The organism is Streptomyces sp. ISL-10 (assembly GCF_018614575.1).
Lineage (GTDB): Bacteria > Actinomycetota > Actinomycetes > Streptomycetales > Streptomycetaceae > Streptomyces.
Genome location: NZ_JAGGOJ010000025.1, coordinates 56612 through 81644, shown reverse-complemented (window position 1 = coordinate 81644; position 25033 = coordinate 56612). Strand labels below are relative to the sequence as shown.

Below are 25033 nucleotides of genomic sequence, written 5' to 3'. Positions count from 1 at the left end.
ACCCGTTGGGAACGCGCTTTGGGCCGAGTGCCGGACCGGCCCGGGCACCGGACGGCGGCCGGCGGCAGCCTGACTTCCATGCGGAAGACAGACGTGATCGGAGAGACGCCGGCCGGCGCGGCGGTCGCGACGCGGCAGGGCACGGTGGCCGCGGCCGCCTCCGGGAGTCCCCTGCCGTGGCTCGCGGCCGTCTCCACCGCCTTCACACTCGTCCACCTCGCCCTGGTCGCACCGGGGCTCGGTCTCGGCTGGGACGAGTCGGTGTACGTCAGCCAGGTGAGCCCGCAGGCCCCCGCGGCGTTCTTCAGCGCGCCGCGCGCCCGGGGCATCACCTACCTCGTGGCCCCTGTCGCGGCGCTGACCACCTCCGTGACGGCGCTGCGCGTGTTCATGGCCCTGCTGGCCGGCTGCGGGCTGTTCCTCGCCCTGTGGGTGTGGCGCCGGCTGCTGCCCGCTCCCGTACTCGCCATGGCCGGGGCGCTGTTCGCGAGCCTGTGGATCACCATGTTCTACGCCTCGCAGGCGATGCCCAACCTGTGGGTCGCCTACGGTTCGCTCGTCGCGGTCGGCTGCTTCCTGCGCGCCGCCCAGCAGCCGAGCGACCGATGGGCGCCGGCCGGCATGGCCGCCGGGGTGGCGTTCGCCGCGCTGATGCGGCCCACGGACGCGGTGTGGCTGGCACTGCCGCTCGCGGTGGCGGCAGTGGTGATGCGGGCCTGGCGGTGGCCGCTGCTGCTCATCCTGCTCGCCACGGGCGTGGCTGCCGGCTGCGCCCAATGGATCGTGGAGGCATATCTCTCGTACGGCGGTCTCGCAGCCCGGCTGGACCGGGCCAGCGAGATCCAGGGCCGGCTCGGCTGGTACTTCTCCGTCGACGACCATGTGCGTGCCCTCGACGGACGCATGCTGTGCCGCCCCTGCGACGTGCCCTGGCGGCGTCCTGCCGCCTCGCTGTGGTTCTTCGCGCTGCCGCTGCTCGTGGCGGCCGGCCTGCGGGCCGCCACCCGCGCCCGCCGCCACCGCGCGGAGCTGGTCGTGGCGACCGTGGCCGGCGCCGCGCTGGCCGCGCCCTATCTGTTCACCGTCGGCTACGCGGCGCCGCGCTTCCTGCTCCCCGCCTACGCGCTGCTCGCCCTGCCCGTCGCGTACGGCCTGGTCAGGGCGTGCCGTCCCCGGCCATGGGGACGCCGGATCGCCGTCGGGCTCGTCGCCGCGGCCCTTGCCGCGCATCTGGCGGTCCAGTACCGGGTGGTCGACAGCGCGGCGGACCGGGTGCGCCGCGACACCGCCGAGCTCGGGCGCATCGCCGCCGAACTGAACGCCGTGGGCGTGCGCCCGCCCTGTGTGGTCAGCGGCACGGACGCGATCCGCATCGCGTTCCGGGCGGGCTGCGCCTCACGGCAGCGCAGCGGCCACGACGAGAGCATCACGCCGGAGGAACTCGCTGCCATGGCGCGCCACCGGCCGGTCGCGATCCTGGTGGCCGAGGAGGGACGTCCTCCCACGTGGGCCCGCGCATGGCCGGTCCATCCGCTGCCGGACCTGGGCAGACGGACCGGGCTGCGCGCCTACGTCCTGGGCGCGCGGCCCGCGGACACGAGCCGCTGAGGCGGCCGGCACCGGCCGGCCGGCGACCGCGACCGGCTGCCTCCCGCCGGGGGCCCTGCACGAGCCGGCCCTGGCGGGTGCCGACGTAGGTGAGTCCCGTGGCTCCCGGAGGTGACGCGGGCCGCGGGCGCGCCCTCTCCGCCTGGTCGACGGCTCAGCGGTGGATGTTCGTCTGGTCGCCGCCTGCCTGGTAGATGTGGCTGCCGCCCGAGGCCCTTGCCTCTTGTACCAGCGTGCCGCGGTGTGACCGGTCCTCCGCCGTCGGCAGGAGCGGGGCCAGCTCCTCGTCGAGCACACGGCGAAGTTCACGTGCCAGGTCGGGATCGTCCCGCAGCAGCCGCTGGAGCCTGCGCTGCCAGTCCGAAGCGAGATGGCCTTCAGTTTCGGGGTCGTTGGTCTGTCGTGCCTCCAGCACCTCGGCGCGTACCTCCGCCAGCTCGGCCTCGACGGCCGGAACCCGCTCGGGATGGACGCGCCGCCACAACTCCACGGCGGAGGTGCGCGCCTGCTGCCAGGCGTCGGTGGCCATCGCACCGACCAGGGCGGTCGCGGCGGCCGCTGCCAGTGGGTCCATGTCAACCTCCAGGAAATGACAGTTCTGCATGGTCGTCGACGGGGCTCATGGAGAGAGGCGCGGTACACGGGCGGCACCGTGTCCGGCCGGTTCAGCGGTCCGCGGACGCGCCGGGTGGAGGACCCCAGACGACCGCGTCGAACTCCACGGTGGGCATGACCCCCTCCGGGGTCCGCGTCGCCCGCAGGCGGGCGACCCGGCCGCCGTCGGTCTTCACGCACACGACGGTGCCCGGTCGCACGGGGACGGAGGAAGCGGCAGCGGCTTCGACAGTGTCGGCGCAGTCCCCGTAGTCCGGCAGCTCTCCGTCGGTCCGCCACAGCGACACGGCCCCGGCGCTGCCCGGGAATACATCGAAACCGCCGCTGGCGCCCGACCCGAGACCGAGACCGAGATCGCCGTAGGTGAACTGCGACGGCTTGGTGGGCTGGCCGTCGTCCAGCTCCTTGCCCTCCAGGCCGAGCACCATGATGCCGCTCCATTGGACCGACGGCTCGGGGCGCGCGGAGGGCGGGCTCGGAGCGCCGGTGTCCTCCTCCGGTGCGGCGGTGGGACCGGTTGCCCGCGGTCGGTCGCCGCCCGCCTGCGGGCCGCCGCCCGGCGTGCCGTCGGGTGAGGAGTAGGGCTGACGGCTGGTGCGAGTCGGGATCCGGCCATCGATCATCGCGTAAGTGGCCACCGCACCGACGATCGCGGCGATGAACGCTGCCAGCACGATGTGTCTCTTGCGGTGGGCCCGGGACCGGTCTGCGGCTGCGCCGCCGGCGGTTGCCGCGGCTCCGGGGTGGCCGGGTGGGGGGAGGTAGAAGACGTTGTTGTTGCTGCTGTTGAGGTTGAGTTGTCCGCCCCCGGCCTGGTGCACAGAGCCCGACGTCTCTGCTCTCCCCCGCATGCTGACGGCGGAATCGGACTCCTCGGGCCGTCGCTCGCCGCTCGCGCTCTGGTTGCCAGACATCCCCCGCCTCGGCAGTTGCTTCCCCCGCTGTCCCCGTGGGGCAAGCGTATGCCGTCGCCTCGACCGGCCATCGGACTTTCGTCGAATTCCCCGCCCGCGGGGGCGGGGTGGCGGCTCCCCGATGCCCCGAGGCACCCGAGGCCGGCTACGAACGCGAACGAGGGTGCCGGCTGCAGCGGGAACGCAGGACAGCCGCAGTGCTCGCCGAGGCACGCATGAGTACCCACTGCTCCCGCTGTACGCGGCTCAAGTCTGCGCCCGCCGCCGCGCACCGGCAGCCCACACCAGCGGAGTTCCCCGTGATCCCGGTTGAAGGATCACGAACGTGGGGCCACCTTCGACAGGCCGTTGATGATGCGGTCCATCGCGTCGCCGCCGGTCGGGTCCGTCAGGTTCGCCAGCATCTTCAGCGTGAACTTCATCAGCAGCGGGTGCGTCAGGCCGCGCTGGGTGGCGACCTTCATGACCTTCGGGTTGCCGATCAGCTTCACGAACGCGCGGCCCAGCGTGTAGTAGCCGCCGTAGGTGTCCTTGAGGACCTTCGGGTAGCGGTGCAGGGCCAGTTCGCGCTGGGCGGGTGTCCGGCGGGCGTGGGCCTGGACGATGACGTCCGCCGCGATCTGGCCGGACTCCATCGCATACGCGATGCCCTCGCCGTTGAACGGGTTGACCAGGCCGCCCGCGTCACCGACCAGCAGCAGGCCCTTGGTGTAGTGCGGCTGGCGGTTGAACGCCATCGGCAGGGCCGCCCCGCGGATCGGGCCGGTCATGTTCTCCTCGGTGTAGCCCCAGTCCTCCGGCATCGAGGCGCACCACGCCTTCAGCACCTCGCGCCAGTCCAGCTCCTTGAAGGACGCGGAGGTGTTGAGCACGCCCAGGCCCACGTTGGACGTGCCGTCGCCCATGCCGAAGATCCAGCCGTAGCCGGGCAGCAGCCGGTCCTCGCCCGGGCCGCGCCGGTCCCACAGCTCCAGCCACGACTCCAGGTAGTCGTCGTCGTGGCGCGGGGAGGTGAAGTACGTACGGACCGCGACGCCCATGGGGCGGTCCTCACGGCGGTGCAGGCCCATCGCAAGGGAGATGCGCGAGGAGTTGCCGTCGGCGGCGACGACCAGGGGGGCGTGGAAGGTGACCGGGGTCTTGTCCTCGCCGAGCTTGGCGTGCACACCGGTGATCCGGCCGGTGCGGTCGTCGATGACCGGCGCGCCCACGTTGCAGCGCTCGTACAGCCGCGCGCCCGCCTTCTGCGCCTGCCGTGCCAGCTGCTCGTCGAAGTCGTCGCGCTTGCGGACCAGTCCGTAGTCCGGGTACGAGGCGAGTTCCGGCCAGTCCAGCTGGAGGCGCACCCCGCCGCCGATGATCCGCAGGCCCTTGTTGCGCAGCCAGCCGGCCTCTTCCGAGATGTCGATGCCCATCGAGACGAGCTGCTTGGTGGCGCGGGGGGTGAGGCCGTCGCCGCAGACCTTCTCGCGCGGGAACGCGGTCTTCTCCAGCAGCAGGACGTCGAGTCCGGCCTTGGCGAGGTGGTACGCGGTCGTGGAGCCGGCCGGGCCGGCCCCGACGACGATCACATCGGCAGTGTGCTCGGTGAGGGCTTCGGTCACGGCGGGATCTCCCGAGGATTCGATTCGATATTGCGTACCGAACGGCACAGGACAGGGGCAGTCTATGGGGGCGAACAGATCCGCCGACCGAAGGGCTCCTTACATGAGCAGCAGGCCGCTCCCCGTCATCCAGCTGCGGGTTCCCACCGACGAGGACGCCCTGGCCTGGCACCGGGTGTTCGACGACCCGGAGGTCATGGAGTTCCACGGGGGCAGGTCTGCCGAGCTGTCGGAGTACGAGGAGCTCACGGCCCGGCAGCGCAAGCACGACGCCGAGCGCGGCTTCTGCTTCTGGACGATGCTCGACGAGGACGGCGAGGTCATCGGTTTCACGGGAGCGCAGCCGTGGCCGCACGAGAGTTTCGGCCCGGTCGGCGAGATCGAGATCGGCTGGCGGCTGGCCCGTTCCGCCTGGGGCAAGGGCTGTGCGACGGCCGCCGCCCGCACCACGCTGGAGCGGGTACGGGCGGCGGGGGTGGAGCGGGTGGTGGCGATGGTGAATTCCCGCAACGAGCGGTCCATCGCGCTGGCCCGGCGGCTCGGCATGGAGCTCGCGGAGACGTTCACGACTCCGGTGTCCCAGCAGCAGGCGCTCTGCTTCCGGCTGGAGCTGGCCTGAGTCAGCCGGCCCTGAACGTGTCGACGGCCGTCGCGAACACCACGTCCTTCTCCGGGTCCCAGCGGTCCGCCCGGCCGGCGACGAGGACGGCGTACTCGGTGCCGTCCGCGGCGACGAATGCCTGATCGATGACATGGCGCACGAGGCCGCCCTCGTCGGGCTCGGGGATGTGCGTGAACTCCCAGATCGCGCCCGGGCGGCCCTGGAAGGTGTTCCGCTCCAGCCGCACGCGCCGGTAGTCGCTCTCGGCGTTCGCCAGGTGCTTCTTCTCCAGGCCGGTGAAGTTCTCGTACGAGCTCATCGGGGTGTTCGGGATGACGCCGATCTGGAGGTAGTCGCCGCCGGTCGGCGCCTCGTAGAAGACCTGGCTGCCCGCCTGCCGGCGCGTCCAGCCCTCCATGACCGCCACGGTGAAACCGGCGGGGTCCTGACGCAGCGTGAACCCGGCCGGGAGCGTGCCGTCACCGCCGGGGGCGGCCGACGGGGAGCCGGTGGCGGCATCGGTGGGTGCGGCGGAGGGCGTGGCGGAGGGTGTGACAGGGGGTGTGGCCTCCGGCTTGGCGTCGGGGGTCTTGGCCGAGGGCGTGTCCTGCGCCACGGGCACAGTGCCGCCCTTGTCCTGCTTGTTCTGCTTGTCCTGCCAGATCAGCGCTCCGGCGGTGGCGCCTCCGCCGATCACGAACGCGGCGACGAGCGTGACCGTCCACACGAGGACCCGGCGCCGGCGAGCGCCGTCCGCCCCCGGGGCGGATGCGTCGGGCGATGCCGCGGGCGCACCGAGTTGCACGGTGTACGGGTCGTGCGCGGCGGCAGGGTCGTGGGCCGGGGCGACGTACGGCGTGGGCGGGGCAGCGGCCTCGCCATGCGACGGGGCGACGTACGGCGTGGGCGGGGCAGCGGCCTCGCCATGCGACGGGGCGACGTACGGCGTGGGCGGGGCCGTCGTCGGCGTGCCAGGGACGACCGGGGTGTACGGCGGCGCACCGTACGGGGGCGCGGGCAAGACCGCGGCCTGCTGCCCCACCAGCCGCAGAACGTACGGGCCCAGGAAGGTCGCACCGCCCACCCACAGCAGGCCGAACAGCAGCGCGTCCGGCACGCTCGGCGCGATCTCGCTGACGCCTTGGCCACTGAAGTCCGCGAGCGCTCCCGCCAGTTCGGTCGAGACACCGCTGACCCCGGTGAACAGCAGCACCAGCCCCAGAGCGAACGCTCCCGCCGACAACTGCTCGCGCCGGTCGGCCGAGCGGCGCGCCGCCCACACGCCGAGGGTCAGCGCCGAGACGACGCCGAGCCCCACCGCGCCCGCCACCGCGCCGCCGCCCCACAGGTCGGAGATCTCACCGAGGCCGAAGCCGCCGTGCTCGGCGCCCGAGCCGACCATGCCGACATCGCCCCGGACGTCGTACGTCACGGGTACTCCCCAGCTCAGGCCGAGCACCGTGAACCCGATGTTCGGCAGGAGCGGCAGCGCGATCAGCAGGGCCGTGCCGTCCACGTCGTCGTTGCTCGCGTAGACGGTGAAACCCACCAGCGAGCACAGCGCGATCACGACCGCGAGCGCGCGGATCGCCGTGCCGAAGGCGCGGACCGTGGACCGGGCCGCCGGGCGCTGCGCCAGCCAGTCGGCGAGGTCGTCGCGCTGGAGCACCCCGGCGGTCACGGCCGCCGAGAGCACCAGCGCCCCGAGCGCCGCGAGCAGCGGGGACGAGGAGACCTCGATGCCCGCGACCTCGGGCTGCGCGAACAGGCCGAGCACCAGGACGGCGGCGGTGACCGACAGCGAGACGCGTACGGCGGCGTCGAGCCCCGCCCCCCGTGCGCGGAGCATCCGCGCGCCCAGGCAGAGCGCGGCGATCCACAGCACGGTCACGGTCAGCGGGACGAGCGAGAGCGACGCGCTGCCCTGCGCGAGGGCGTCCGTACCGGAGCCGGAGAATCCGGAGCCGTCGCCGTAACCGTCCGAGCCATTGCCCCACGAGAAACGTCCGCCGTCCGACGACGAGCCGCCGGTGCCGAATCCGGCCCCGTCGGCCGCCGTCAGCTCGAACCCGCCGCCGAGGCCCTGCATCAGCAGCGCGAGGGCGATCCGCAGCCGGTCGCTCCAGCCGACGACGACCTCGTCCTCCTGCCCGTACGACGGCACCGCCAGCGCGGTCGCGAGCACCAGCAGCAGCCCGGTCGGCCAGAGCGCCGCCCGCACCGATGCCGCCCAGTCGCCGCGCAGGGCCCGCCCGACGAAGGCCGCGACGGGCGAGGGGGCGACGGGTGAGGGGGCGACCGGTGAGGGGCCGGCAGGAGCGGGTCCGTACGCCGGCGGGGGCGGCACGGGTGCCGGGGGCGGGGGAACCGGCGGCGGGGCGGTTTCGGGCAGGCGCTCCTTTCCGCACTTCATGCAGAAGCGGGCCTCATCCGGGGATGGGGCACCGCAGTGGCCGCAGTACGACGCCATGGGGAGACTCCGAAAACGGTGAGCGGAAACGGAAGTTGACGCACGAGAGGGAAGACGTAAGCAACTGACTCATCCTGCCACCCGCCCGGTTCCCGGCTCAGAAAACCGACAGCCCGGTCAGCGTCGTGAACCTGTCCAGCGCCGCCACCCCGGCCACCGAGTTGCCCCGCGCGTCGAGCCCGGGACTCCACACGCACAGCGTGCAGCGCCCCGGCACGACCGCCACGATCCCGCCGCCGACCCCGCTCTTGCCGGGGAGACCGACGCGATAGGCGAAGTCACCGGCCGCGTCGTACGTACCGCAGGTGAGCATCACCGCGTTGATCTGCTTGGCCTCGCTGCGGGTGAGCAGCCGCGAGCCGTCCGCGCGCAGTCCGTGCCGGGCCAGGAAGCGGGCGGCGCGCGTGAGATCGGCGCAGCTCATCTCGATGGAGCACTGCCAGAAGTAGTGGTCGAGGAGGGCCGGGACGGGGTTGGTGATGTTGCCGTACGAGGCCATGAAGTGGGCGAGCGCGGCGTTGCGGTCGCCGTGCGCGGACTCCGACTCGGCGACCTCCGGGTCGAAGGCGAGGTCCTTGTTGCCGCTCTCCTCCCGCAGGAATTCGAGCAGTTCGCTGCTGGCGTCGCCGGTGAGGGTCTGGAGCGCGTCGGTGACGACGAGGGCGCCGGCGTTGATGAACGGGTTGCGCGGGATGCCGTTCTCGTACTCCAGCTGCACCAGCGAGTTGAACGGGTTGCCGGAGGGCTCGCGGCCCACCCGCTGCCACAGGCTGTCGCCGCCGGCGGCCAGCGCGAGCGCAAGGGTGAAGACCTTGGTGATCGACTGCACGGAGAAGGGGTGCCGCCAGTCCCCCACCCCGTACACATTGCCCTGCAGATCGGCGACGGCCATGCCGAAGCGGTGCGGTTCGACATCGGCGAGGGCCGGGATGTACTCGGCGGGCCGGCCGCTGCCGACCAGCGGGGCAATGTCCTGTGCGATCTGCTCCAGGACCGCCTGGTAGTCCACGGCGATCGACTGGTGGTCCACGTCGGCGGCCTACAGCGGCTTGGTGCCGCGGTGCAGCGCGACGATGCCGCCGGAGAGATTGCGCCAGGCGACCTTCGTCCAGCCGGCCTGCTGGAGCCTGCGGGCGAGTGCGCGCTGGTCGGGCCAGCTGCGGATCGACTCGGCGAGGTAGACGTACGCGTCCGGGTTGGAGGACACGGCGCGGGCGATGGGCGGCAGGGCCCGCATCAGGTACTCCTCGTACACGGTGCGGAACGGCGCCCATGTCGGGTGCGAGAACTCGCAGATGACCACCCGGCCGCCCGGCTTGGTGACGCGGTGGAGCTCGCGCAGCGCCTGGTCGGTGTCCTGCACGTTGCGCAGCCCGAAGGAGATCGTCACGGCGTCGAAGACGTCGTCGGCGAACGGCAGACTCGTCGCGTCGCCCGCGGTCAGCGGCAGCCAGGGGTGGCGCTTCTTGCCCTCGCGGAGCATGCCGAGGGAGAAGTCGCACGGGACGACGTACGCGCCGGTGGCGGTGAACGGCAGGGAGGAGGTGCCGGTGCCGGCCGCGAGGTCGAGGACCTTCTGCGCCGGGCGCGCGTCCACGGCCTTGGCGACCTCCTTGCGCCAGCGCCGGTCCTGGCCGAGCGAGAGCACGTCGTTGGTGAGGTCGTAGTTCGCCGCCACGTCGTCGAACATCTTGGCGACTTCGTGCGGCTGCTTGTCCAGGGTTGCTCGGATCACGGCCCCATTCAAGCAGCCTGCCCCGGCGGACGGCCCGGCGGACGCCCCGTGCCTGCCTCCGGGGACCGGGCGGGCCCTTACGCAAGGTGATCAGGGCGGACGCCGTCGCACCGCAGCCGGTCCTGCACGACACGACCAGCACCTCGGGGCCGCCCTCGTACGGGTCGGCCGCGTCACGACCGGGCCGGGCGACGATCACGTGCGCCGGCGCCTTGGCGCCGCGGATCCGCTCGGTCGGCGGATGCCGTACTGAGGCGCCGAGCGCCGCCGCGCGGGCGGCTCAGCGGATGCAGTGGGATCAGACGACCGCCGACGACTCAACGGACGCGGTGGACCAGACTGACCGCCGACGACTCAACGGGCGCGGTGGACCAGGCGGCCGCCGAGGACCGTCGCCACGCAGCTGCGCGCACCCCGCAACCGCAGTGCCTGTTCCGGGAGTTCGTCCATCGGGACGTCGAAGACGGCGAATTCGGCGGGGGTGCCGACGCTCAGGTCGCCGTCCAGCAGCGCGTTCAGCGGGAAATGCACAAAGGGATCGAGCGCGAGGGCCGTCACCTCGTGGCGGCTGCCCTTCAGCGGGGCACGCACCCCCAGCCCCGACCGCGCCACCGCCGTCCGCACGGCCGGACGCGTGAACGGCCCGTCGAGTGCGGTGACACCGTGCGCCATCAGCCGCTGCAGACCGCGCCGGGCGCTCGCTCCCCAGCGCGTGTCGTCCATCGTGAGGGCCGCCAGGGCCTCGCCCGTCAGCGGCTCGGTGCCCAGCTCGCCGGCCTCGCGCGGGTCCGGGTGGTACGCGCCCTCCAGCAGCGGGACGGCCTGCGGATGGCGGAGCCCCGGCAGCAGCAGACCCGGCCAGCGGCGCATCCGCGCCTGCGGGTGCTCAGCGGCCAGCCGCTCGTACGGACCGATCGCGACGATCAGCCCGCCGTCCACGGCCACGGCGTCCTCGCCCTCGGGGCGGTCGAGGACGCGGTCGGCGACGTGGATCGTCTGCAAGGCGGCCTCAGTTGGCGCTGAGCAGCTTCAGCTCCGGATGCGCCGTCCCGCCCTCGATCGCCGTGGACGAGAAGTGCGAGACCACGCGCGCGTCGACCGGGTCGTCCGCGGGGTTCTCGTGCACGACGATGTGCTCGTACGTCGTCGTCCGCTGCGCCGGGACGCGGCCCGACCTGCGGATCAGGTCGATGATCTCCATGCGGTTGGAGCGGTGCTTCGCGCCCGCCGAGGAGACGACGTTCTCCTCCAGCATGATCGAGCCGAGGTCGTCGGCGCCGTAGTGCAGCGACAGCTGGCCGACCTCCTTGCCCGTGGTCAGCCAGGAGCCCTGGATGTGGGCGACGTTGTCGAGGAAGAGCCGCGCGATGGCGATCATGCGCAGGTACTCGAACAGGGTCGCCTGCGTACGGCCCTTCAAGTGGTTGTTCTCGGGCTGGTACGTGTACGGGATGAACGCGCGGAAGCCGCCCGTGCGGTCCTGCACGTCGCGGATCATCCGCAGGTGCTCGATCCGCTCGGCGTTGGTCTCGCCCGTGCCCATGAGCATCGTGGAGGTCGACTCGACCCCGAGGCCGTGCGCGATCTCCATGATCTCCAGCCACCGCTCGCCGGACTCCTTGAGCGGGGCGATCGCCTTGCGCGGGCGCTCCGGCAGCAGCTCGGCGCCGGCGCCGGCGAAGGAGTCGAGACCGGCCGCGTGGATGCGGGAGATCGCCTCCTCCACCGACACCCCGGAGATCCGCGCCATGTGCTCCACCTCGGACGCGCCGAGGGAGTGGATCACCAGCTGGGGGAAGTCCTTCTTGATGGCCGCGAAGTGCTTCTCGTAGTACTCGACGCCGTAGTCGGGGTGGTGGCCGCCCTGGAACATGATCTGGGTGCCGCCGAGCTCGACGGTCTCCGCACAGCGGCGCAGGATGTCGTCGAGATCGCGGGTCCAGCCCTTGGCGGCGTCCTTCGGCGGGGCATAGAAGGCGCAGAACTTGCAGGCCGTGACGCAGACGTTGGTGTAGTTGATGTTGCGTTCGATGATGTACGTCGCGATGTGCTCCGTGCCGGCGTACCGGCGGCGGCGCACGGCGTCCGCGGCGGCGCCCAGCGCGTGCAGGGGCGCGGAGCGGTAGAGGTCGAGCGCTTCCTCGGGTGTGATCCGCCCGCCTGCGGCGGCACGGTCCAGGACGGACTGAAGGTCGGCCTTCTCGGTCACCGGGCGTCACCCTTCGGCGGTCTTTCTGCGGATCAACGGACCGATCCAGGCTACGCCACGGCCCCGGTGCCCGGCCGCGGGCCTCCCCGGCCGTGGCCGGCCGGCCCGCCACCTCGGTGGGCGTCGCGGTGGGCGGTCAGCGCACCAGCTTCGTGAGCGTCGCGGTGGGCGTGCCCGCGGCCTCCTCCTGGGAGCGGTAGCGCAGGGTGCCGTCGTCGGCGAGTGTGAACACCAACACCGCCTTGCCGCCGGTGCACTTGCCGGCCGTGCCCTTGCGCTCGGGGTCGGTGCGCTCCTCGACGCGCAGCATCCGGGAGGTGCCGGACACCAGCCGGCCGACGCCGTAGCACTCGACGCTCACGTCCAGGATCGAGATGGAGTTGGTGCTGCGGACGACGTCCTGGCCTTTCCTGCCGGGGGTGAAGGTCACGGTCAAGGTGCCGTGCGGCAGGCCGGACCGCTCGGTGGCGGGGCCGCTCCAGGTGCCGAGGAACTCCGTGGGCACTTCGTCCACCTGCCCCGGGGACGAGGGGGCGGTCGCGGCGGGCGGCGGCTGGGCCGTGTCGTTCGAGCCCTCGTCGCCGTCGGCGCCGTGGCCCGGCCAGAGGTCGAGGAGGAAGCCGCCGGCGACGGTGACGGCCGCGAGCGCGCCCGCCATCGTGAGGGCGAGCGTGCAGCTGATCCGGCGGCCCTTGCGGCCGCCGGCCGCCGAGACGGAGAAGCCCCCGCCCTGAGGCGGCCCCTGCGTGCCGGACGACGCGCCGCAGTCGGGGTCGGCCGCGGGCCTGCCCCACTGCGCGGCGGCCCGGTCGGGTTCGACCGGCGGGCCGAAGACTCCGAGGGCGGGGCTGGAGAAGGCGACCGGGCCCGAGACGGCCGGGTCTGACGCCGCCGGCGGGGCGGCGTCGACGGCCTCCACGGGCTCAATGAGCTCTGAGGGCTCTACGGGGAAGGACTCCAGGTGCAGCAGGCCCACCGCCGCGCGGCTGATCTCCTCCACGACCGGGCCCGGCAGCCAGCCGGCCCCGCCGACGGCATCGAGCCGGTCGGCGACCTCTGCGGGCGTCGGCCGGGCGGCCGGGTCCTTGGCGAGGCAGGCGCTCACCAGCTCCCGTATGCCGCCGTCCAGAGCGCCCAGTTCGGGCTCCTCGTGCACCACCTTGTAGAGCAGCGCGGCCGAGGAGTCGCCGGCGAAGGGGGCCTCGCCCGTCGCCGCGTAGACGAGGACCGCGCCGAGCGAGAACACGTCGGCGGCGCCCGTGACGCCCCTCCCGAGGATCTGCTCGGGCGACATGTAGCCCGGTGAGCCCACCGAGACACCGGTGGAGGTGAGCGACGCGGTGCCGTCGGTGGCGCGGGCGATCCCGAAGTCGATGAGCCGCGACCCCTCCATGGTGAGGAGCACGTTCGACGGCTTCACGTCCCGGTGCACGAGGTCCAGGGCGTGCACGGCGACCAGCGCCCTGGCCAGCCCCGCGCCCAGCACGCGCACCGAGGGCGTGCGCAACGGTCCGTGGTCGGTGACCGCCCGGGACAGAGGGGGACCCGCGATGTATCCGGTCGCGACCCAGGGCACGGGTGCGTCGGGGTCGGCGTCCAGCACGGGGGCGGTCCACTCACCGCCGACCCTGCGCGCGGCCGCCACCTCGCGCCGGAACCGCGCGCGGAACTCCTCGTCGAGCGCGAAGTGCGGATGGACGACCTTCACCGCGACCGTGCGGCCGCCGGCGCTGCGCCCCAGGTAGACGCGGCCCATCCCGCCCGCGCCCAGTCTGCCGAGCAGCCGGTACGCACCGATGACGTGCGGCTCACCCGGATCCAGCGGCTGCATCTCAACTCCCCCGTCAGTCCTGGCGCCAGGACCCTGGCGCAGACCGTCGGCCCACAGCCTAGGGGGTGGGCGGAGGCTGTCGAGGAAACCGGCGTGAGCGGGTCAGCGGTCACCGGTCGAGGAGCCCACGGTGAGGCGGGTCGGCGGTCACCGGCCCATGGTGAGATGGGTCAGCGGTGGCCGTCGAGCAGTTCCACGTGCACATCGGCCGGGAAACCGGTCGTCGGACCCGTCCTGCGCGCGAACTCCCGTACGCCCGCGAGCTGATCGGGGCCGAAGCGGAAGTCCAGCGTCGTGAAGTAGCGCTCCAGCAGCTCCGCGTCGAAGCTCTCCCAGCGCGCCGCCTGCTCGGCGACCTTCCCGACCTCTTCCAGGGACAGGTCGCGCGAGGCGAGGAAGGCCTCGTGGACCTGGCGCACGACGCCGGGCTCGCGGGCCAGATAGTCCTTGCGGGCCGCCCACACGGCGAAGACGAACGGCAGCCCGGTCCAGTCCTTCCACATCTGCCCGAGGTCGTGGACCTTCAGCCCGAGACGGGGCGCGTCGTGCAGCGAGGCACGCAGGGCGGCGTCGCCGATGAGGACGGCGGCGTCCGCCTCCTGCATCATCACGCCGAGGTCCGGCGGGCAGGTGAAGTAGTCGGGCGCCACCCCGTACTGCTCGGCGAGCAGCAGCTGGGCGAGGCGCACGGAGGTGCGGGAGGTGGAACCGAGCGCGACCCGTGCCCCGTCCAGCTGCTCAAGCGGCAGCTGGGAGACGATCACGCAGGACATCACGGGGCCGTCGCAGCCGACCGCGAGGTCGGGAAATGCGACGAGCTCACCGGCATTGCGAAGGAATTCCACGAGCGTGATCGGCGCGATGTCGAGTTCACCGCGCACAAGGCTCTCGCTGAGCTTCTCCGGGGTGTCCTTCGTCAGCTCCAGGTCGAGAAGAGTTCCCGTTCTCGCAAGGCCCCAGTAAAGAGGCAGACAGTTCAGGAACTGGATGTGGCCGACCCGCGGCCGGCTGCGACGGCTGGCGGTTGTTGCTGTGCTTTCACCGTGACTGTCCACGTCGTGAGGCTAGCCCCGGGTCCGGGGGCGGCACGCGCCGGGGCCGTGCGGTGGCGTCCGTGCGGCCGGTCCGAGCTGCGGTTCGTCAGCGCAGCGGGCCCCGAATCAAACGTCCGGGTGACGTGATCTTTCCCTCTACCGCTGCGCGCACGCTGCGTGCTAGGCTCAACGCAAGTTGCAGTTTGGTTTCCCTTGCAGTACAGAGCCTGCGGAGCATGTAACCCGCAGGCTTTTGTAGTTTTCAGACTTCTTGCAGGTTCTGGAGCAGGGCAACCCTTTGGCCCATGGGAGGGCTTATGGCTACCGGAACCGTCAAGTGGTTCAACGCTGAAAAGGGCTTCGGCTTCATCGCCCAGGACGGCGGCGGCCCGGATGTCTTCGTCCACTACTCCGCGATCAACGCGTCCGGGTTCCGCTCCCTTGAGGAGAACCAGGTCGTGAACTTCGACGTCACCCAGGGCCCGAAGGGCCCGCAGGCGGAGAACGTCACCCCGGCCTAGTCAGCCGGGGTCGGCGATCGCGCACGACTCAGCAGTACCCAAGGAGCCCCGTTCCGTTCGGATCGGGGCTCCTGCCCTTTCCGGAGCGGGCGCTACCGCCTGGCCGGCGGCCTCGCGAACAGTGCGTCGATCTCCGCCGCGCAATCCCGTTCGATCTCTGCGTGTCCACGTCACGGCATGACGTACGGAGGGTGAGGCTGTCACCCGAACGCGCGGACCGCCTTGCCTGCCGTGCGGACCGGCTGTCGCATGGAGTCATGTTCGTTCGTACGACGTATGCGACAGGTGATCCGGCCACCCTCGACGAGGCCGTGCAGGCACTGACCACGGAAGGCAGGCGGCAGCTCGCCGGGGAGCCCGGCTTCCGGGGCGCGGGCATGTTCGCGGACCGCGAGCTCGGCAAGCTGGTGACCGGGACGTGGTGGGAAGACGAAGCGGCCATGCGGGCGAGCGCCGACCGCATGGAGAAGGTGCGCGCCCAGGTGCTGTCGTCGTTCGCGACGACCGTGACGGTCGACAACTGGGAGGCCGCGGTCGCAGCCCGTGCGGAGTCCGTGCCCGAGGGCGCCCGCTTCCGGCTGGTCCGGCTTGATCTCGCCCCGTCCGACGCGGACAGCCTGGTCGACGCCTTCGAGAACGGCGTCCTGCCGCGGCTGCGGACCATGACCGGCTTCCTCGGCGGATCGCTCCTCGTCGACCGCGCCGCCGGGCGCGGCGCGGTGGGCACGCTCTACGCCGACAAGGACAGCCTCGCGGCCTCGCGCAGTCCCGTCGCCGCGCTGCGGGGCGAAGCCACGAGCAGGGCGCGGGCGACCCTGCGGTCGCTGGAGGAGTTCGAGGTGGTCATGGTGGAGAGCCCGCCGCCGTCCTGACGCCGGGGAAAGCGCCGACCGGACGGGAGCGACGGCGAGCCGGGGCCCCAGGGGACGTCACTGCGGGCTCCAGCGCTCCCCGCGCATCAGGCGGTCGAGGCCCGTCCAGGCGAAGTTCATCAGCAGGCCCGCGGACTCCTTGGCCGAGACACCGCCCGTCTCGTTCGCCCACGCGGCGAGCGACTCGGCGGCGCCCACCAGTGCCTGGGCCAGGCCGGCCACGTCCCGCTCGGCCAGTTCGGCGTCGCGGTGCGCCGCGGGCGGCACGCCCTGGCGGGCGGCGGCCGCGATCAGCCCCGTCACGAACGCCGCGATCTCCTCGCGCATCTTCGCCACTTCGGCGGCGAACGGCTCCCCGTGCGTACACGCCTGGTGGTGCAGTACGGACCACCCGTCGGGGTTCTCGGCGGTGTGCCGGAAGAACGCCTCGAGCCCCGCCCACATCTGCCGGTCGGCCGAGAGGCCGGGCTCAACAGCCGCCTGCACGGCCTCCGTCAGAGCCTTGGCCTCCCGCCGTATGCAGGCGGTGAACAGCTCTTCCTTGGAGTTCAGATACAGATAGACGAGCGGCTTGGACACCCCGGCGAGCTCGGCGATCTCGTCCATCGAGGCGGCCCGGTAGCCCCGCTGCCCGAAGGTCTGCACGGCGGCGTCCATCATCTGCTGCTCGCGCACGGCCCGCGGCATGCGCTTGGCCCTCACGCTCTTCACCGCACCCATTGTCGACGTTCCTCCCCCACCCCGTGGTCTTACTCAGCGGTAAGACTACGACCCGACAGAAGCACCGGCCGAACGCCGCGGGACGGCGAAGAGAAAGATCGTCCTGATGTGATCGGTCCCACTCGTCTGCGGCCGGCGGCCCCCGCGAGCGCGCGAGCGCCCCGGATCCCTGCGGTTCCGGGGCGCTACGGCCTGCGGCTGCGAACCTCAAAGCTCCCCTTTGGGGCCCCCAACGGCCCCGCGGGCCACGCGCAGCTCCTGTGACCCCCGCACGGCGCACGCGCTACTGCGTGACGCCGTCCTCCTGCGAGCGGTTGGCCTCCAGGCGCGCCTTGGCCTTGTCCACCTTGGTGACGATCTGCTCGGACATGGCGTCGCGCTGCTTGCGCAGGAGCACGAAGCTCAGCGGTGCGGACAGCACCAGGGCGAGCAGGATCACCCAGGCGAAGTTGGCGTCGCCGAGCCCCTTGGGCAGGGCACCGACCTGGACGAGAGCGGCGACGACGACGAAGCAGCCGACGAAGATCGCGAGCCGCATCGCGGTGTACCGGATGGCGGCGCTCGACTTTCCTGCGGACACGGCGGGCCTTCTTCCTTGGTACGACTTCGGGTGCCTGTCCAGTGAAGCATGCGGCCAGGAAGATCAGTTCAGCGGCAGGAGCATGATGACGTCGTCGCGGTCGTCGCCCTCCGCGACGCGGATCGCGCCCGGCACGCGGCCGACCTCCTTGTACCCGCAGGCGGCATAGAAGCGGTCGGCACCGCTGCCGCCGCGGCAGGTGAGGCGTATCGCCTCGATGCCTTCGAGGCCGCGGGCGGCGTCCGCGGCGGCGGCCATCAGCTCGCGCCCGTAGCCCTTGCCCTGGTGACGGGGGTGGACCATGACGGTGTAGAGCCAGATCCAGTGGCTCATCAGGCGGTGGGTGTTGTGCGCGAGGAAGGCGGTGGCCGCGATCTCGCCGTCCTCGTCGCGTCCGACGAGGAGCCGCATCCGCCCCTCGGCCATGGCGGTGAGGTGCTTCACCCACTCGGGCCGGATGTCGTCGACCGTGACGGGCGGCACGAATCCCACGGAACCGCCCGCGTTGCTGACGTCCGCCCACAGGGAGAGGACGCCGTCGCGCAGGGCGGGCCCGCCGGGCGGGTCCAGTTCGAAGGTGAGGGCCATGGGACCCAGCGTAGGAAACACGTCCGCCGGGCCCCCGGGCTTTCCACTGGGCGAGACGCACCGCCCGGCACACCGCCCACCGCGCGCGTCGGGCCGAGCGCCCGAGCTGGTCAGACGCGCATCGGCTGCGGAGACTCGCGGCGGTCGGCGTCCGGGCCCGGGTACTCGCGGATGATCTCGTAGCGCGTGTTGCGCTCGACCGGGCGGAAGCCGGCGTCGCGGATCAGGTCGAGCAGATCGTCACGGGTCAGCTTGTTGGGCGTTCCGTAGTTGTCCGCGTCGTGCGTGATCTTGTACTCGACGACCGAGCCGTCCATGTCGTCGGCCCCGTGCTGGAGGGCGAGTTGGGCGGTCTGCACACCGTGCATCACCCAGAAGACCTTGACGTGCTGGACGTTGTCGAACAGCAGGCGGGAGACCGCGAACGTCTTGAGCGCCTCGGCGCCCGTCGCCATGGTCGTGCGCGCCTGGAGTTTGTTGCGGACCTTGCCGTCCTGCATGTCGACGAAGTCGTGCTGGTAGCGCAACGGGATGAAGACCTGGAAGCCGCCGGTCTCGTCCTGCAGTTCACGCAGGCGCAGCACGTGATCGACGCGGTGGCGCGGCTCCTCGATGTGCCCGTACAGCATCGTGCACGGGGTCTTGAGGCCCTTCTCGTGCGCCAGGCGGTGGATGCGCGACCAGTCCTCCCAGTGGGTGCGGTGGTCGACGATGTGCTGCCGGACCTCCCAGTCGAAGATCTCGGCGCCGCCGCCGGTCAGCGACTCCAGACCGGCCTCGATGAGCTCGTCGAGGATCTCGGACGCGCTGAGGCCCGAGATGGTCTCGAAGTGGTGGATCTCGGTGGCGGTGAACGCCTTGAGGGAGACGTTCGGCAGGGCCTTCTTCAGCTCGGAGAGCGAGCGGGGGTAATAGCGCCACGGCAGGTTGGGGTGGAGGCCGTTGACGATGTGCAGCTCGGTGAGGTTCTCGTTCTCCATCGCCTTGGCGAGGCGGACGGCCTCCTCGATGCGCATGGTGTACGCGTCTTTCTCACCCGGCTTGCGCTGGAACGAGCAGTAGGCGCACGACGCGGTGCACACGTTGGTCATGTTGAGGTGGCGGTTGACGTTGAAGTGGACGACGTCGCCGTTCTTGCGCGTGCGCACCTCGTGGGCGAGACCGCCGAGCCAGGCCAGGTCGTCCGACTCGTAGAGGGCGATGCCGTCCTCGCGGGTCAGCCGCTCACCGGCCCGGACCTTCTCCTCCAGCTCGCGCTTGAGACCCACATCTTGAATAGATGCAGTCATCCGGCCGCCTCCCATATCTCCACGTAAAACAAGCTCCGCCCACCGTACTCCCCCGCCCTCACGTCACTTCACGGGCGGGGCGGCACGGCGGGCGGGGTGCTGCGGCGGGCTGATTTCAGGCCTCGTCGGGCAGGTCGCCGACGCGGTTCTCCCACTTGGTGGACAGGACGATGGTGGTGCGCGTGCGCGAGACGCCGCGGGTGCCGGAGAGCCGGCGGATGGTCTTCTCCAGACCGTCGACGTCGCTCGCGCGCACCTTGAGCATGTACGAGTCGTCGCCCGCGATGAACCAGCAGTCCTCGATCTCGGCGAGGTCCCTGAGCCGGCGCGCCACGTCCTCGTGGTCGGCGGCGTCGGAGAGCGAGATGCCGATGAGCGCCGTGACACCGAGGCCGAGCGAGGCCGCGTCCACCGTGGCGCGGTAGCCGGTGATGACCCCCGCCGCCTCCAGGCGGTTGATGCGGTCGGTCACGGAGGGGCCGGAGAGCCCCACGAGCCGGCCGAGCTCGGCGTACGAGGCCCTGCCGTTCTCGCGCAGGGCCTGGATGAGCTGCCTATCCACGGCGTCCATATGCCTGAGCCTTCCATTATTCAGCGATACCACAAGTTTACGTGTAGAATCTAAGGCACGCAGGGTCGACACCCTGCGAATCACTCAAACGATCACAGCTGATCCCACAAGGATCCGGATCCATACAGGAGATGACACTCACCGTGTACACGATCGAGATGGCCTACGCCCACATGCGACAGCTGCAGGAGCTGGCCAACCGCTCGCGTGCCCACCGGCCCTCTGCCGCCCGCCAGGTCGACCGGACCCGCGCACCGCGCCGCGGCAAGAAGCGCTAATCGTCTGCGGAGCCACCACCGAGCTCCCCCTTCCAGCGGCGGTACAGGCTGTGCGGCACTCCTGCCGCGTCCAGCACCCGCCCGGCGACGAAGTCCACCAGATCCTGGATGTGCGTCGCCCCCGCGTAGAACGCCGGAGAGGCGGGCAGCACCACGGCGCCCGCCTCGTCCAGCGTCACCAGATGCTTCAGCGTCTGCCCGTTCAGCGGGGTCTCCCGCACGGCGACCACCAGCCTGCGCCGCTCCTTGAGCGTCACGCTCGCGGCCCTCTGGAGAAGGTCCTTCGAAAGCCCCAGCGCCACACCCGCCACGCACGCGGTCGACGCGGGCACGATCAGCATCCCCTTGACCGGGTACGAGCCCGACGACGGTCCGGCGGCGAGGTCCCCCGCGGCCCAGTGGCGCACATCGTCCACATCGACGTCGAATGCGTCCGGCTTGCCGTCAGCGCCCCTCGCCAGCCACTGACGCAGGTCGTCCCGCCAGTGCGCGTCCCGGAACGCGATCCCCGTCTCGTCGAGCAGCGTCAGCCGCGAGGCGCGGCTGACGACGAGGTCCACGCTCTCGCCGGCGGCGAGCAGCGCCCGCAGCACGGCGGCGGCGTACGGCGTGCCGGAGGCACCCGACACCCCCACGACCCACGGCCGACGACTGTTCCATTCCTGCGGCTCCACACGGGTGAGCCTATCCGGCCGCGCGGGCACGGAACTGCGCCAGGTGCGCCGGACGTTCCGGTGGGTGTAAGACGTACGACCCCAGGGGGATCGCGATGGCAGACACTCACCTCGCAGGGCGCCGGAGCGATCGGGCCCGAGCGGCGGTCAAGTTGATGCTGGCCTGGGTCGCCCTGCTGTGGCTGCTGGAAGCGGTCGACGTGGCGACGGGCCACGCGCTCGACGCGTACGGAGTCGTGTCGCGCGAGCCCGGCGAGCTGATCGACGTCGTCCCGTCGGCATTCGTGCACTTCGGATTCGGTCACGTCGCGGCGAACAGCGTCCCCCTGCTGATCTTCGGCTTCCTCGCCGCGCTCGGCGGCATCCGCCGCTTCCTCGCCGTGTCCCTGCTGATCATCCTGATCGACGGCGTCGGCGTCTGGCTGTTCTCCCCCGCGAACGTCAACACGGCGGGCGCGTCGGGCCTGGTCTTCGGACTCTTCGGCTATCTGGTGGCCCGAGGCTTCGTCGAGCGCCGGCTGCGGGACGCGGTGGTGGGTCTGCTGGTCGGCGCGGTCTGGGGCAGCTCGATCCTGGCCGGCATATCCCCGGCGAACACGGGGGTCAGCTGGCAGGGCCACCTGTTCGGCCTGCTGGCGGGCGTGGCGGCGGCGTTCGTCTTCCGGGCCTCCCGTCCGCCACGGACGAGGTGAGCCGGCCGGGGCGCGTCCGGAGCGCGGGTCCACCGGCAGCTCGGACGTGTCCACGGTAAACGTGCCGATGCCCGTCTCCACGGTGATGGTCTTGCCGTAAGGAATGGCGTCCCGGCCGAGGTATCCGTCCGGCCCCGGGTTCCACAGCGTCACGCAGTGCTGCTTGTACGGGTCGAAGATCAGGTAGTGCGGGATGCCCCGCCGGGGCGTACGCCCGGTCCTTGACCTCGTAGTCGTTGCGCACGCTGCTCGGCGAGACGACCTCGACGGCGAGCTCGATGAGCTCTGGGGAGTACGCGCTGCGGTTCCCGGCGACCTCGGCGGCGGGGATCACGGCGAGGTCGGGGCAGAATTCGTTGGCGTCGTCGAGGGGGATCGCCACGTCGCAGAGGAACCCCCAACCCGCAGGCACCTGCGATCTCAGAGTGCGCCACAGGCTGTGGACCGTGTGACCGCAGGTCGGCCGTCTTCCACTCAGCACCTTTGCACCGCCGACGATGTCGACCTGGTGTCCTGGGTACGCATCCTCGAGCGACGCAAGTCGCGAGCGAGGAGAGTCGCTGTCTGTCCCGGACACAACCGCCTCCCCATGCCCGCAGGGGCGGGGAGCACTTCACCGTGAACGGTTTCCTGGGCATCGCCCTCGGAACATCCTCAGCGGGGAGCAACGCGTCACACGCCACGACGTCCCATCACGCCGTACTGCGACTCGACCGCCGATCACCCGATCGGGCTAGAACGTGAGCCCCCGAGCGAGGAGGTCCACCAGGGCGAAGACGAAGAGCGAGATCCCGATGAAGCCGTTCGTCGTGAAGAACGCCCTGTTCAGGCGCGACAGATCGTGCGGGCGCACGATCGTGTGCTCGTAGAGGAACGCCGCCGCCACGATCGCCAGGCCCAGCCACAGGAACACGCCCGCGTCCGTCGCCAGCGCGTACCAGACGAACAGCGCCATCGTCACGATATGGCAACCGCGCGCCCCGTACAGCGCCGCCGGGACGCCGAAGCGGGCCGGGACCGACAGCACGCCGTGGGCCCGGTCCGCCTCGACGTCCTGGCAGGCGAAGATCAGATCGAAGCCGCCGATCCACACACCCACCGCGAGCCCGAGGACCACCGCCTCCCACGACCACGCGCCCGTGATCGCGATCCACGCGCCGACCGGGCCCATTGCCTGGGCGAGACCGAGGATGGCGTGCGGGAAGTTGGTGAACCGCTTGCCGTACGGATAGACCACCATCGGCACCACGGCGACCGGCGCGAGCGCCAGGCACAGCGGGTTGAGCAGGGCCGCGGCCCCGAGGAAGACGACGACGGCGACGAGCGCGCCCGTCCACGCCGAGCGGACGGACACCGCGCCGGTGACCAGCTCGCGCGAGGCCGTGCGCGGATTGCGGGCGTCGATCTCGCGGTCGATGATCCGGTTGCACGCCATCGCGAAGGTCCGCAGGCCGACCATCGCGACGGTGACGAGCAGGAGCTTCACCCAGTGGACGTTCCGGTCGAGCTGGAACATCGCGGTGAGCGAGGCGATGTAGGCGAACGGAAGCGCGAAGACCGAGTGCTCGATCATCACCAGGCGCAGGAACGCCTTGGTGCGGCCGGGCTGCCGGGCCGGGCCCGGACCCACGACCCCGTCGGCGGTCGTCATCATGCGAGGCTCCCGAGGAACGCGTCGAGGTCGGCCAGCAGCCCGGCGACGGGCAGGGGGCCCGTCGCCACGGTGAGCGGTGTCGCGGCGTCGTCGGGCGGCGTGAGGTGCGCCGTGAAGGCGTACGCGTCCGGGCCGGCCGGTCGGCCGTCCAGACGCAGCACGGCGCCGCCGTCGACGGTGAACGGCCCGGCCGCCGCGGCGAGCTCGGCGCGCAGCCGCTCCGCGAAGCCGGCCGGCTCCGCGTCGCGCACACCGGGCAGCTCGAAGCCGTCGCCCTCACCGCCGTTCTCGAAGAGGACCGTCCAGGTGTCACCGGGACCCGCGAACTCCTCGGGCGCGACGCCCGCCTGCTCGGCGGCCAGCCGGACGCCCGGGTCGGCGGGGTCGAGCTCGGGGCGCACCAGGGCCACATAGTCGGTGTCGGTGCCGATGAAGAGGGCCGGACCGCCCACGGCGGGGCTCACAGTCCGTACTCCTTCCAGCGGCGGTCGACCTTGGCCGCCGTATCGGGGTCCGACTCGACCATCTCCGGCCAGCCGCCGTCCCGGGTGTAGCCCTCCTCGGGGAGCTTCCTTGTCGCGTCGATGCCCGCCTTGCCGCCCCAGAACTGCTGGTAGGAGGCATGGTCGAGATGGTCGACCGGGCCCTCGACGACAGTGAGGTCGCGGGCGTAGTCCGTGTTGCCCAGCGCCCGCCAGGAGACTTCGTGCAGGTCGTGCACGTCGCAGTCGGCGTCGACGACCACGATCAGCTTGGTGAGCGACATCATGTGCGCGCCCCAGATGGCGTGCATGACCTTCTGCGCGTGCTTCGGGTACTTCTTGTCGATCGAGACGATCGCGCAGTTGTGGAAGCCGCCCGACTCCGGCAGGTGGTAGTCCACGATGTCCGGCACGATGATCTTGAGCAGGGGCAGGAAGAACCGCTCGGTCGCGCGGCCCAGCGGGCCGTCCTCCGTCGGCGGCCGGCCCACCACGATCGACTGCAGCAGCGGCCGCTTGCGCATCGTGACGCAGTCGATGGTCAGCGCCGGGAACGGCTCCTGCGGCGTGTAGAAGCCGGTGTGGTCACCGAAGGGGCCCTCGGGCAGCATCTTCCCCGGCTCCAGCCAGCCCTCCAGCACGACCTCCGCGTTCGCCGGGACCTGGAGCGGCACGGTCTTGCAGTCGACCATCTCGATCCGCTTGCCCGCGACGAACCCCGCGAACAGGTACTCGTCGATGTCGCCGGGCAGCGGCGCGGTCGACGCGTACGTCACGGCCGGCGGGCAGCCGAAGGCGATGGCGACCGGCAGCCGCTCGCCCCGCTTGGCGGCGACCTGGTAGTGGTTGCGGCTGTCCTTGTGGATCTGCCAGTGCATGCCGATGGTGCGCCTGTCGTGGCGCTGGAGGCGGTAGAGACCGAGGTTGCGCACGCCCGACTCCGGGTCCTTGGTGTGCGTGAGCCCCAGGTTGAAGAACGAGCCGCCGTCCTCGGGCCAGGTGAACAGCGCGGGCAGGGCGTCCAGGTCGACGTCGTCCCCGGTGAGGACGACCTCCTGCACGGGCGCGTCCTTCACCTTCTTCGGCGGCACGTGCACCATCGAGCCGAGCTTGCCGAACGCCTCGCGCACCCCGACGAAGCCGTGCGGCAGCTCCGGCTTGAGCAAGCCGCCGATCTTGTCGCTGATCTCCTCGTAGGACGTCAGCCCGAGCGACTTCAGCAGCCGGCGGTCGGTGCCGAAGACGTTCATCGCGAGCGGCATCGCGGAGCCGCGCACGTTCTCGAAGAGGAGGGCGGGGCCGCCGGCCTTGTTCACCCGGTCGACGATCTCCCCGACCTCCAGATACGGGTCGACTTCGGCCTTGATGCGCTTGAGGTCGCCCTCGCGCTCCAGCGCCCGGAGGAAGGAGCGAAGATCGTCGTAAGCCATGGGGTCAAGTATCGGCCAAGGGCTACCCTGGGCCCGTCACCGGGGCCGGGGAACACGGCCC

26 protein-coding genes are annotated in these 25033 nt (G+C 71.6%); 6 read left to right on the top strand and 20 right to left on the bottom strand.

Translation table 11 applies throughout. The features are described from left to right. The first annotated feature begins 78 nt into the window (after window positions 1-78). Window positions 79-1608 carry a glycosyltransferase family 39 protein gene (locus J7E88_RS26450; RefSeq protein WP_251023232.1) on the top strand — a complete coding sequence of 510 codons (1530 nt, stop codon included), beginning with the start codon at window positions 79-81 and terminating at the stop codon, window positions 1606-1608. 154 nt (window positions 1609-1762) lie between these two features. On the opposite strand, the gene J7E88_RS26445 is transcribed toward J7E88_RS26450, so the two are convergent. The 3 genes from J7E88_RS26445 to J7E88_RS26435 all read right to left on the bottom strand — a co-directional run bounded on the left by J7E88_RS26445 (window position 1763) and on the right by J7E88_RS26435 (window position 4741). Then, window positions 1763-2182 (bottom strand): hypothetical protein, encoded by a 420-nt coding sequence (locus tag J7E88_RS26445; protein WP_215185378.1) that lies wholly within the window; start codon window positions 2180-2182, stop codon window positions 1763-1765. A gap of 91 nt (window positions 2183-2273) precedes the next feature. Continuing rightward, entirely contained in the window at window positions 2274-3137 is an 864-nt protein-coding gene (locus J7E88_RS26440) for a hypothetical protein (protein WP_215185377.1), read from the bottom strand. 317 nt (window positions 3138-3454) lie between these two features. Beyond that, a complete protein-coding gene (locus J7E88_RS26435; RefSeq protein ID WP_215185376.1) occupies window positions 3455-4741 on the bottom strand; it encodes a geranylgeranyl reductase family protein in 1287 nt (428 codons plus the stop codon). Between the two features lie 103 nt (window positions 4742-4844). Here J7E88_RS26435 and J7E88_RS26430 point away from each other — a divergent pair, with 103 nt between their 5' ends. Next, on the top strand, window positions 4845-5360 hold the full coding sequence (locus J7E88_RS26430; RefSeq protein ID WP_215185374.1) for a GNAT family N-acetyltransferase: 516 nt from the start codon (window positions 4845-4847) through the stop codon (window positions 5358-5360). Window position 5361: 1 nt separating this feature from the next. On the opposite strand, the gene J7E88_RS26425 is transcribed toward J7E88_RS26430, so the two are convergent. The 7 genes from J7E88_RS26425 to J7E88_RS26395 all read right to left on the bottom strand — a co-directional run bounded on the left by J7E88_RS26425 (window position 5362) and on the right by J7E88_RS26395 (window position 14642). Continuing rightward, window positions 5362-7812, bottom strand: a complete 2451-nt coding sequence (locus J7E88_RS26425; RefSeq protein WP_285427596.1) for a zinc-ribbon domain-containing protein — start codon at window positions 7810-7812, stop codon at window positions 5362-5364. A 97-nt stretch (window positions 7813-7909) separates the two neighbouring features. Beyond that, window positions 7910-8821, bottom strand: a complete 912-nt coding sequence (locus tag J7E88_RS26420; RefSeq protein ID WP_215185451.1) for a glutaminase — start codon at window positions 8819-8821, stop codon at window positions 7910-7912. A gap of 30 nt (window positions 8822-8851) precedes the next feature. After that, window positions 8852-9547: a demethylmenaquinone methyltransferase gene (locus tag J7E88_RS26415; RefSeq protein WP_215185370.1), complete on the bottom strand. Its 696-nt coding sequence runs from the start codon at window positions 9545-9547 to the stop codon at window positions 8852-8854. Window positions 9548-9901: 354 nt separating this feature from the next. Then, window positions 9902-10549 (bottom strand): hypothetical protein, encoded by a 648-nt coding sequence (locus J7E88_RS26410; protein ID WP_215185369.1) that lies wholly within the window; start codon window positions 10547-10549, stop codon window positions 9902-9904. A gap of 7 nt (window positions 10550-10556) precedes the next feature. Beyond that, entirely contained in the window at window positions 10557-11756 is a 1200-nt protein-coding gene (gene mqnC / locus J7E88_RS26405; protein WP_215185367.1) for a cyclic dehypoxanthinyl futalosine synthase, read from the bottom strand. Between the two features lie 136 nt (window positions 11757-11892). Further along, a complete protein-coding gene (locus J7E88_RS26400) occupies window positions 11893-13587 on the bottom strand; it encodes a serine/threonine-protein kinase (protein ID WP_215185365.1) in 1695 nt (564 codons plus the stop codon). A gap of 170 nt (window positions 13588-13757) precedes the next feature. Beyond that, a complete protein-coding gene (locus tag J7E88_RS26395; RefSeq protein WP_215185363.1) occupies window positions 13758-14642 on the bottom strand; it encodes a menaquinone biosynthetic enzyme MqnA/MqnD family protein in 885 nt (294 codons plus the stop codon). A gap of 296 nt (window positions 14643-14938) precedes the next feature. On the opposite strand from J7E88_RS26395, the gene J7E88_RS26390 reads away from it, so the two are divergent. Further along, entirely contained in the window at window positions 14939-15142 is a 204-nt protein-coding gene (locus J7E88_RS26390; RefSeq protein WP_003967102.1) for a cold-shock protein, read from the top strand. Between the two features lie 257 nt (window positions 15143-15399). Continuing rightward, a complete protein-coding gene (locus tag J7E88_RS26385; protein ID WP_215185361.1) occupies window positions 15400-16014 on the top strand; it encodes an antibiotic biosynthesis monooxygenase in 615 nt (204 codons plus the stop codon). 57 nt (window positions 16015-16071) lie between these two features. Here the strand turns inward: J7E88_RS26385 and J7E88_RS26380 are convergent, their stop codons facing one another. The 5 genes from J7E88_RS26380 to J7E88_RS26360 all read right to left on the bottom strand — a co-directional run bounded on the left by J7E88_RS26380 (window position 16072) and on the right by J7E88_RS26360 (window position 19762). Further along, window positions 16072-16734, bottom strand: a complete 663-nt coding sequence (locus tag J7E88_RS26380) for a TetR/AcrR family transcriptional regulator (RefSeq protein ID WP_215185359.1) — start codon at window positions 16732-16734, stop codon at window positions 16072-16074. Between the two features lie 283 nt (window positions 16735-17017). Continuing rightward, on the bottom strand, window positions 17018-17314 hold the full coding sequence (locus tag J7E88_RS26375; protein ID WP_308307612.1) for a DUF4229 domain-containing protein: 297 nt from the start codon (window positions 17312-17314) through the stop codon (window positions 17018-17020). Between the two features lie 63 nt (window positions 17315-17377). Next, window positions 17378-17902 carry a GNAT family N-acetyltransferase gene (locus J7E88_RS26370; RefSeq protein WP_215185357.1) on the bottom strand — a complete coding sequence of 175 codons (525 nt, stop codon included), beginning with the start codon at window positions 17900-17902 and terminating at the stop codon, window positions 17378-17380. Window positions 17903-18012: 110 nt separating this feature from the next. Further along, a complete protein-coding gene (mqnE, locus tag J7E88_RS26365) occupies window positions 18013-19191 on the bottom strand; it encodes an aminofutalosine synthase MqnE (protein WP_374196321.1) in 1179 nt (392 codons plus the stop codon). Between the two features lie 115 nt (window positions 19192-19306). After that, window positions 19307-19762: an Lrp/AsnC family transcriptional regulator gene (locus J7E88_RS26360; RefSeq protein ID WP_177148502.1), complete on the bottom strand. Its 456-nt coding sequence runs from the start codon at window positions 19760-19762 to the stop codon at window positions 19307-19309. A 131-nt stretch (window positions 19763-19893) separates the two neighbouring features. Here J7E88_RS26360 and J7E88_RS26355 point away from each other — a divergent pair, with 131 nt between their 5' ends. Beyond that, window positions 19894-20040 (top strand): hypothetical protein, encoded by a 147-nt coding sequence (locus J7E88_RS26355; RefSeq protein WP_215185353.1) that lies wholly within the window; start codon window positions 19894-19896, stop codon window positions 20038-20040. Here J7E88_RS26355 and J7E88_RS26350 read toward each other — a convergent pair. After that, window positions 20037-20714 (bottom strand): UbiX family flavin prenyltransferase, encoded by a 678-nt coding sequence (locus tag J7E88_RS26350; RefSeq protein ID WP_215185352.1) that lies wholly within the window; start codon window positions 20712-20714, stop codon window positions 20037-20039. The two genes, J7E88_RS26355 and J7E88_RS26350, sit on opposite strands and share 4 nt — an antisense overlap. 95 nt (window positions 20715-20809) lie before the next feature. On the opposite strand from J7E88_RS26350, the gene J7E88_RS26345 reads away from it, so the two are divergent. After that, the gene (locus J7E88_RS26345) at window positions 20810-21406 is read left to right on the top strand and encodes a rhomboid family intramembrane serine protease (protein ID WP_215185350.1); all 597 of its coding nucleotides are present in this window, start codon (window positions 20810-20812) and stop codon (window positions 21404-21406) included. Here the strand turns inward: J7E88_RS26345 and J7E88_RS26340 are convergent. The 4 genes from J7E88_RS26340 to J7E88_RS26325 form a co-directional block, all read right to left on the bottom strand. After that, window positions 21318-21887: a Uma2 family endonuclease gene (locus J7E88_RS26340; RefSeq protein WP_308307615.1), complete on the bottom strand. Its 570-nt coding sequence runs from the start codon at window positions 21885-21887 to the stop codon at window positions 21318-21320. The genes J7E88_RS26345 and J7E88_RS26340 overlap by 89 nt on opposite strands. A 252-nt stretch (window positions 21888-22139) precedes the next feature. After that, on the bottom strand, window positions 22140-23060 hold the full coding sequence (mqnP, locus tag J7E88_RS26335) for a menaquinone biosynthesis prenyltransferase MqnP (RefSeq protein WP_215185348.1): 921 nt from the start codon (window positions 23058-23060) through the stop codon (window positions 22140-22142). Continuing rightward, entirely contained in the window at window positions 23057-23524 is a 468-nt protein-coding gene (locus J7E88_RS26330; RefSeq protein ID WP_215185346.1) for a hypothetical protein, read from the bottom strand. The genes mqnP and J7E88_RS26330 overlap by 4 nt, the downstream gene beginning before the upstream one ends. Beyond that, window positions 23521-24972, bottom strand: a complete 1452-nt coding sequence (locus J7E88_RS26325) for a menaquinone biosynthesis decarboxylase (RefSeq protein WP_215185344.1) — start codon at window positions 24970-24972, stop codon at window positions 23521-23523. Before J7E88_RS26325 ends, J7E88_RS26330 begins: the two co-directional genes overlap by 4 nt. Window positions 24973-25033 lie beyond the last annotated feature (61 nt).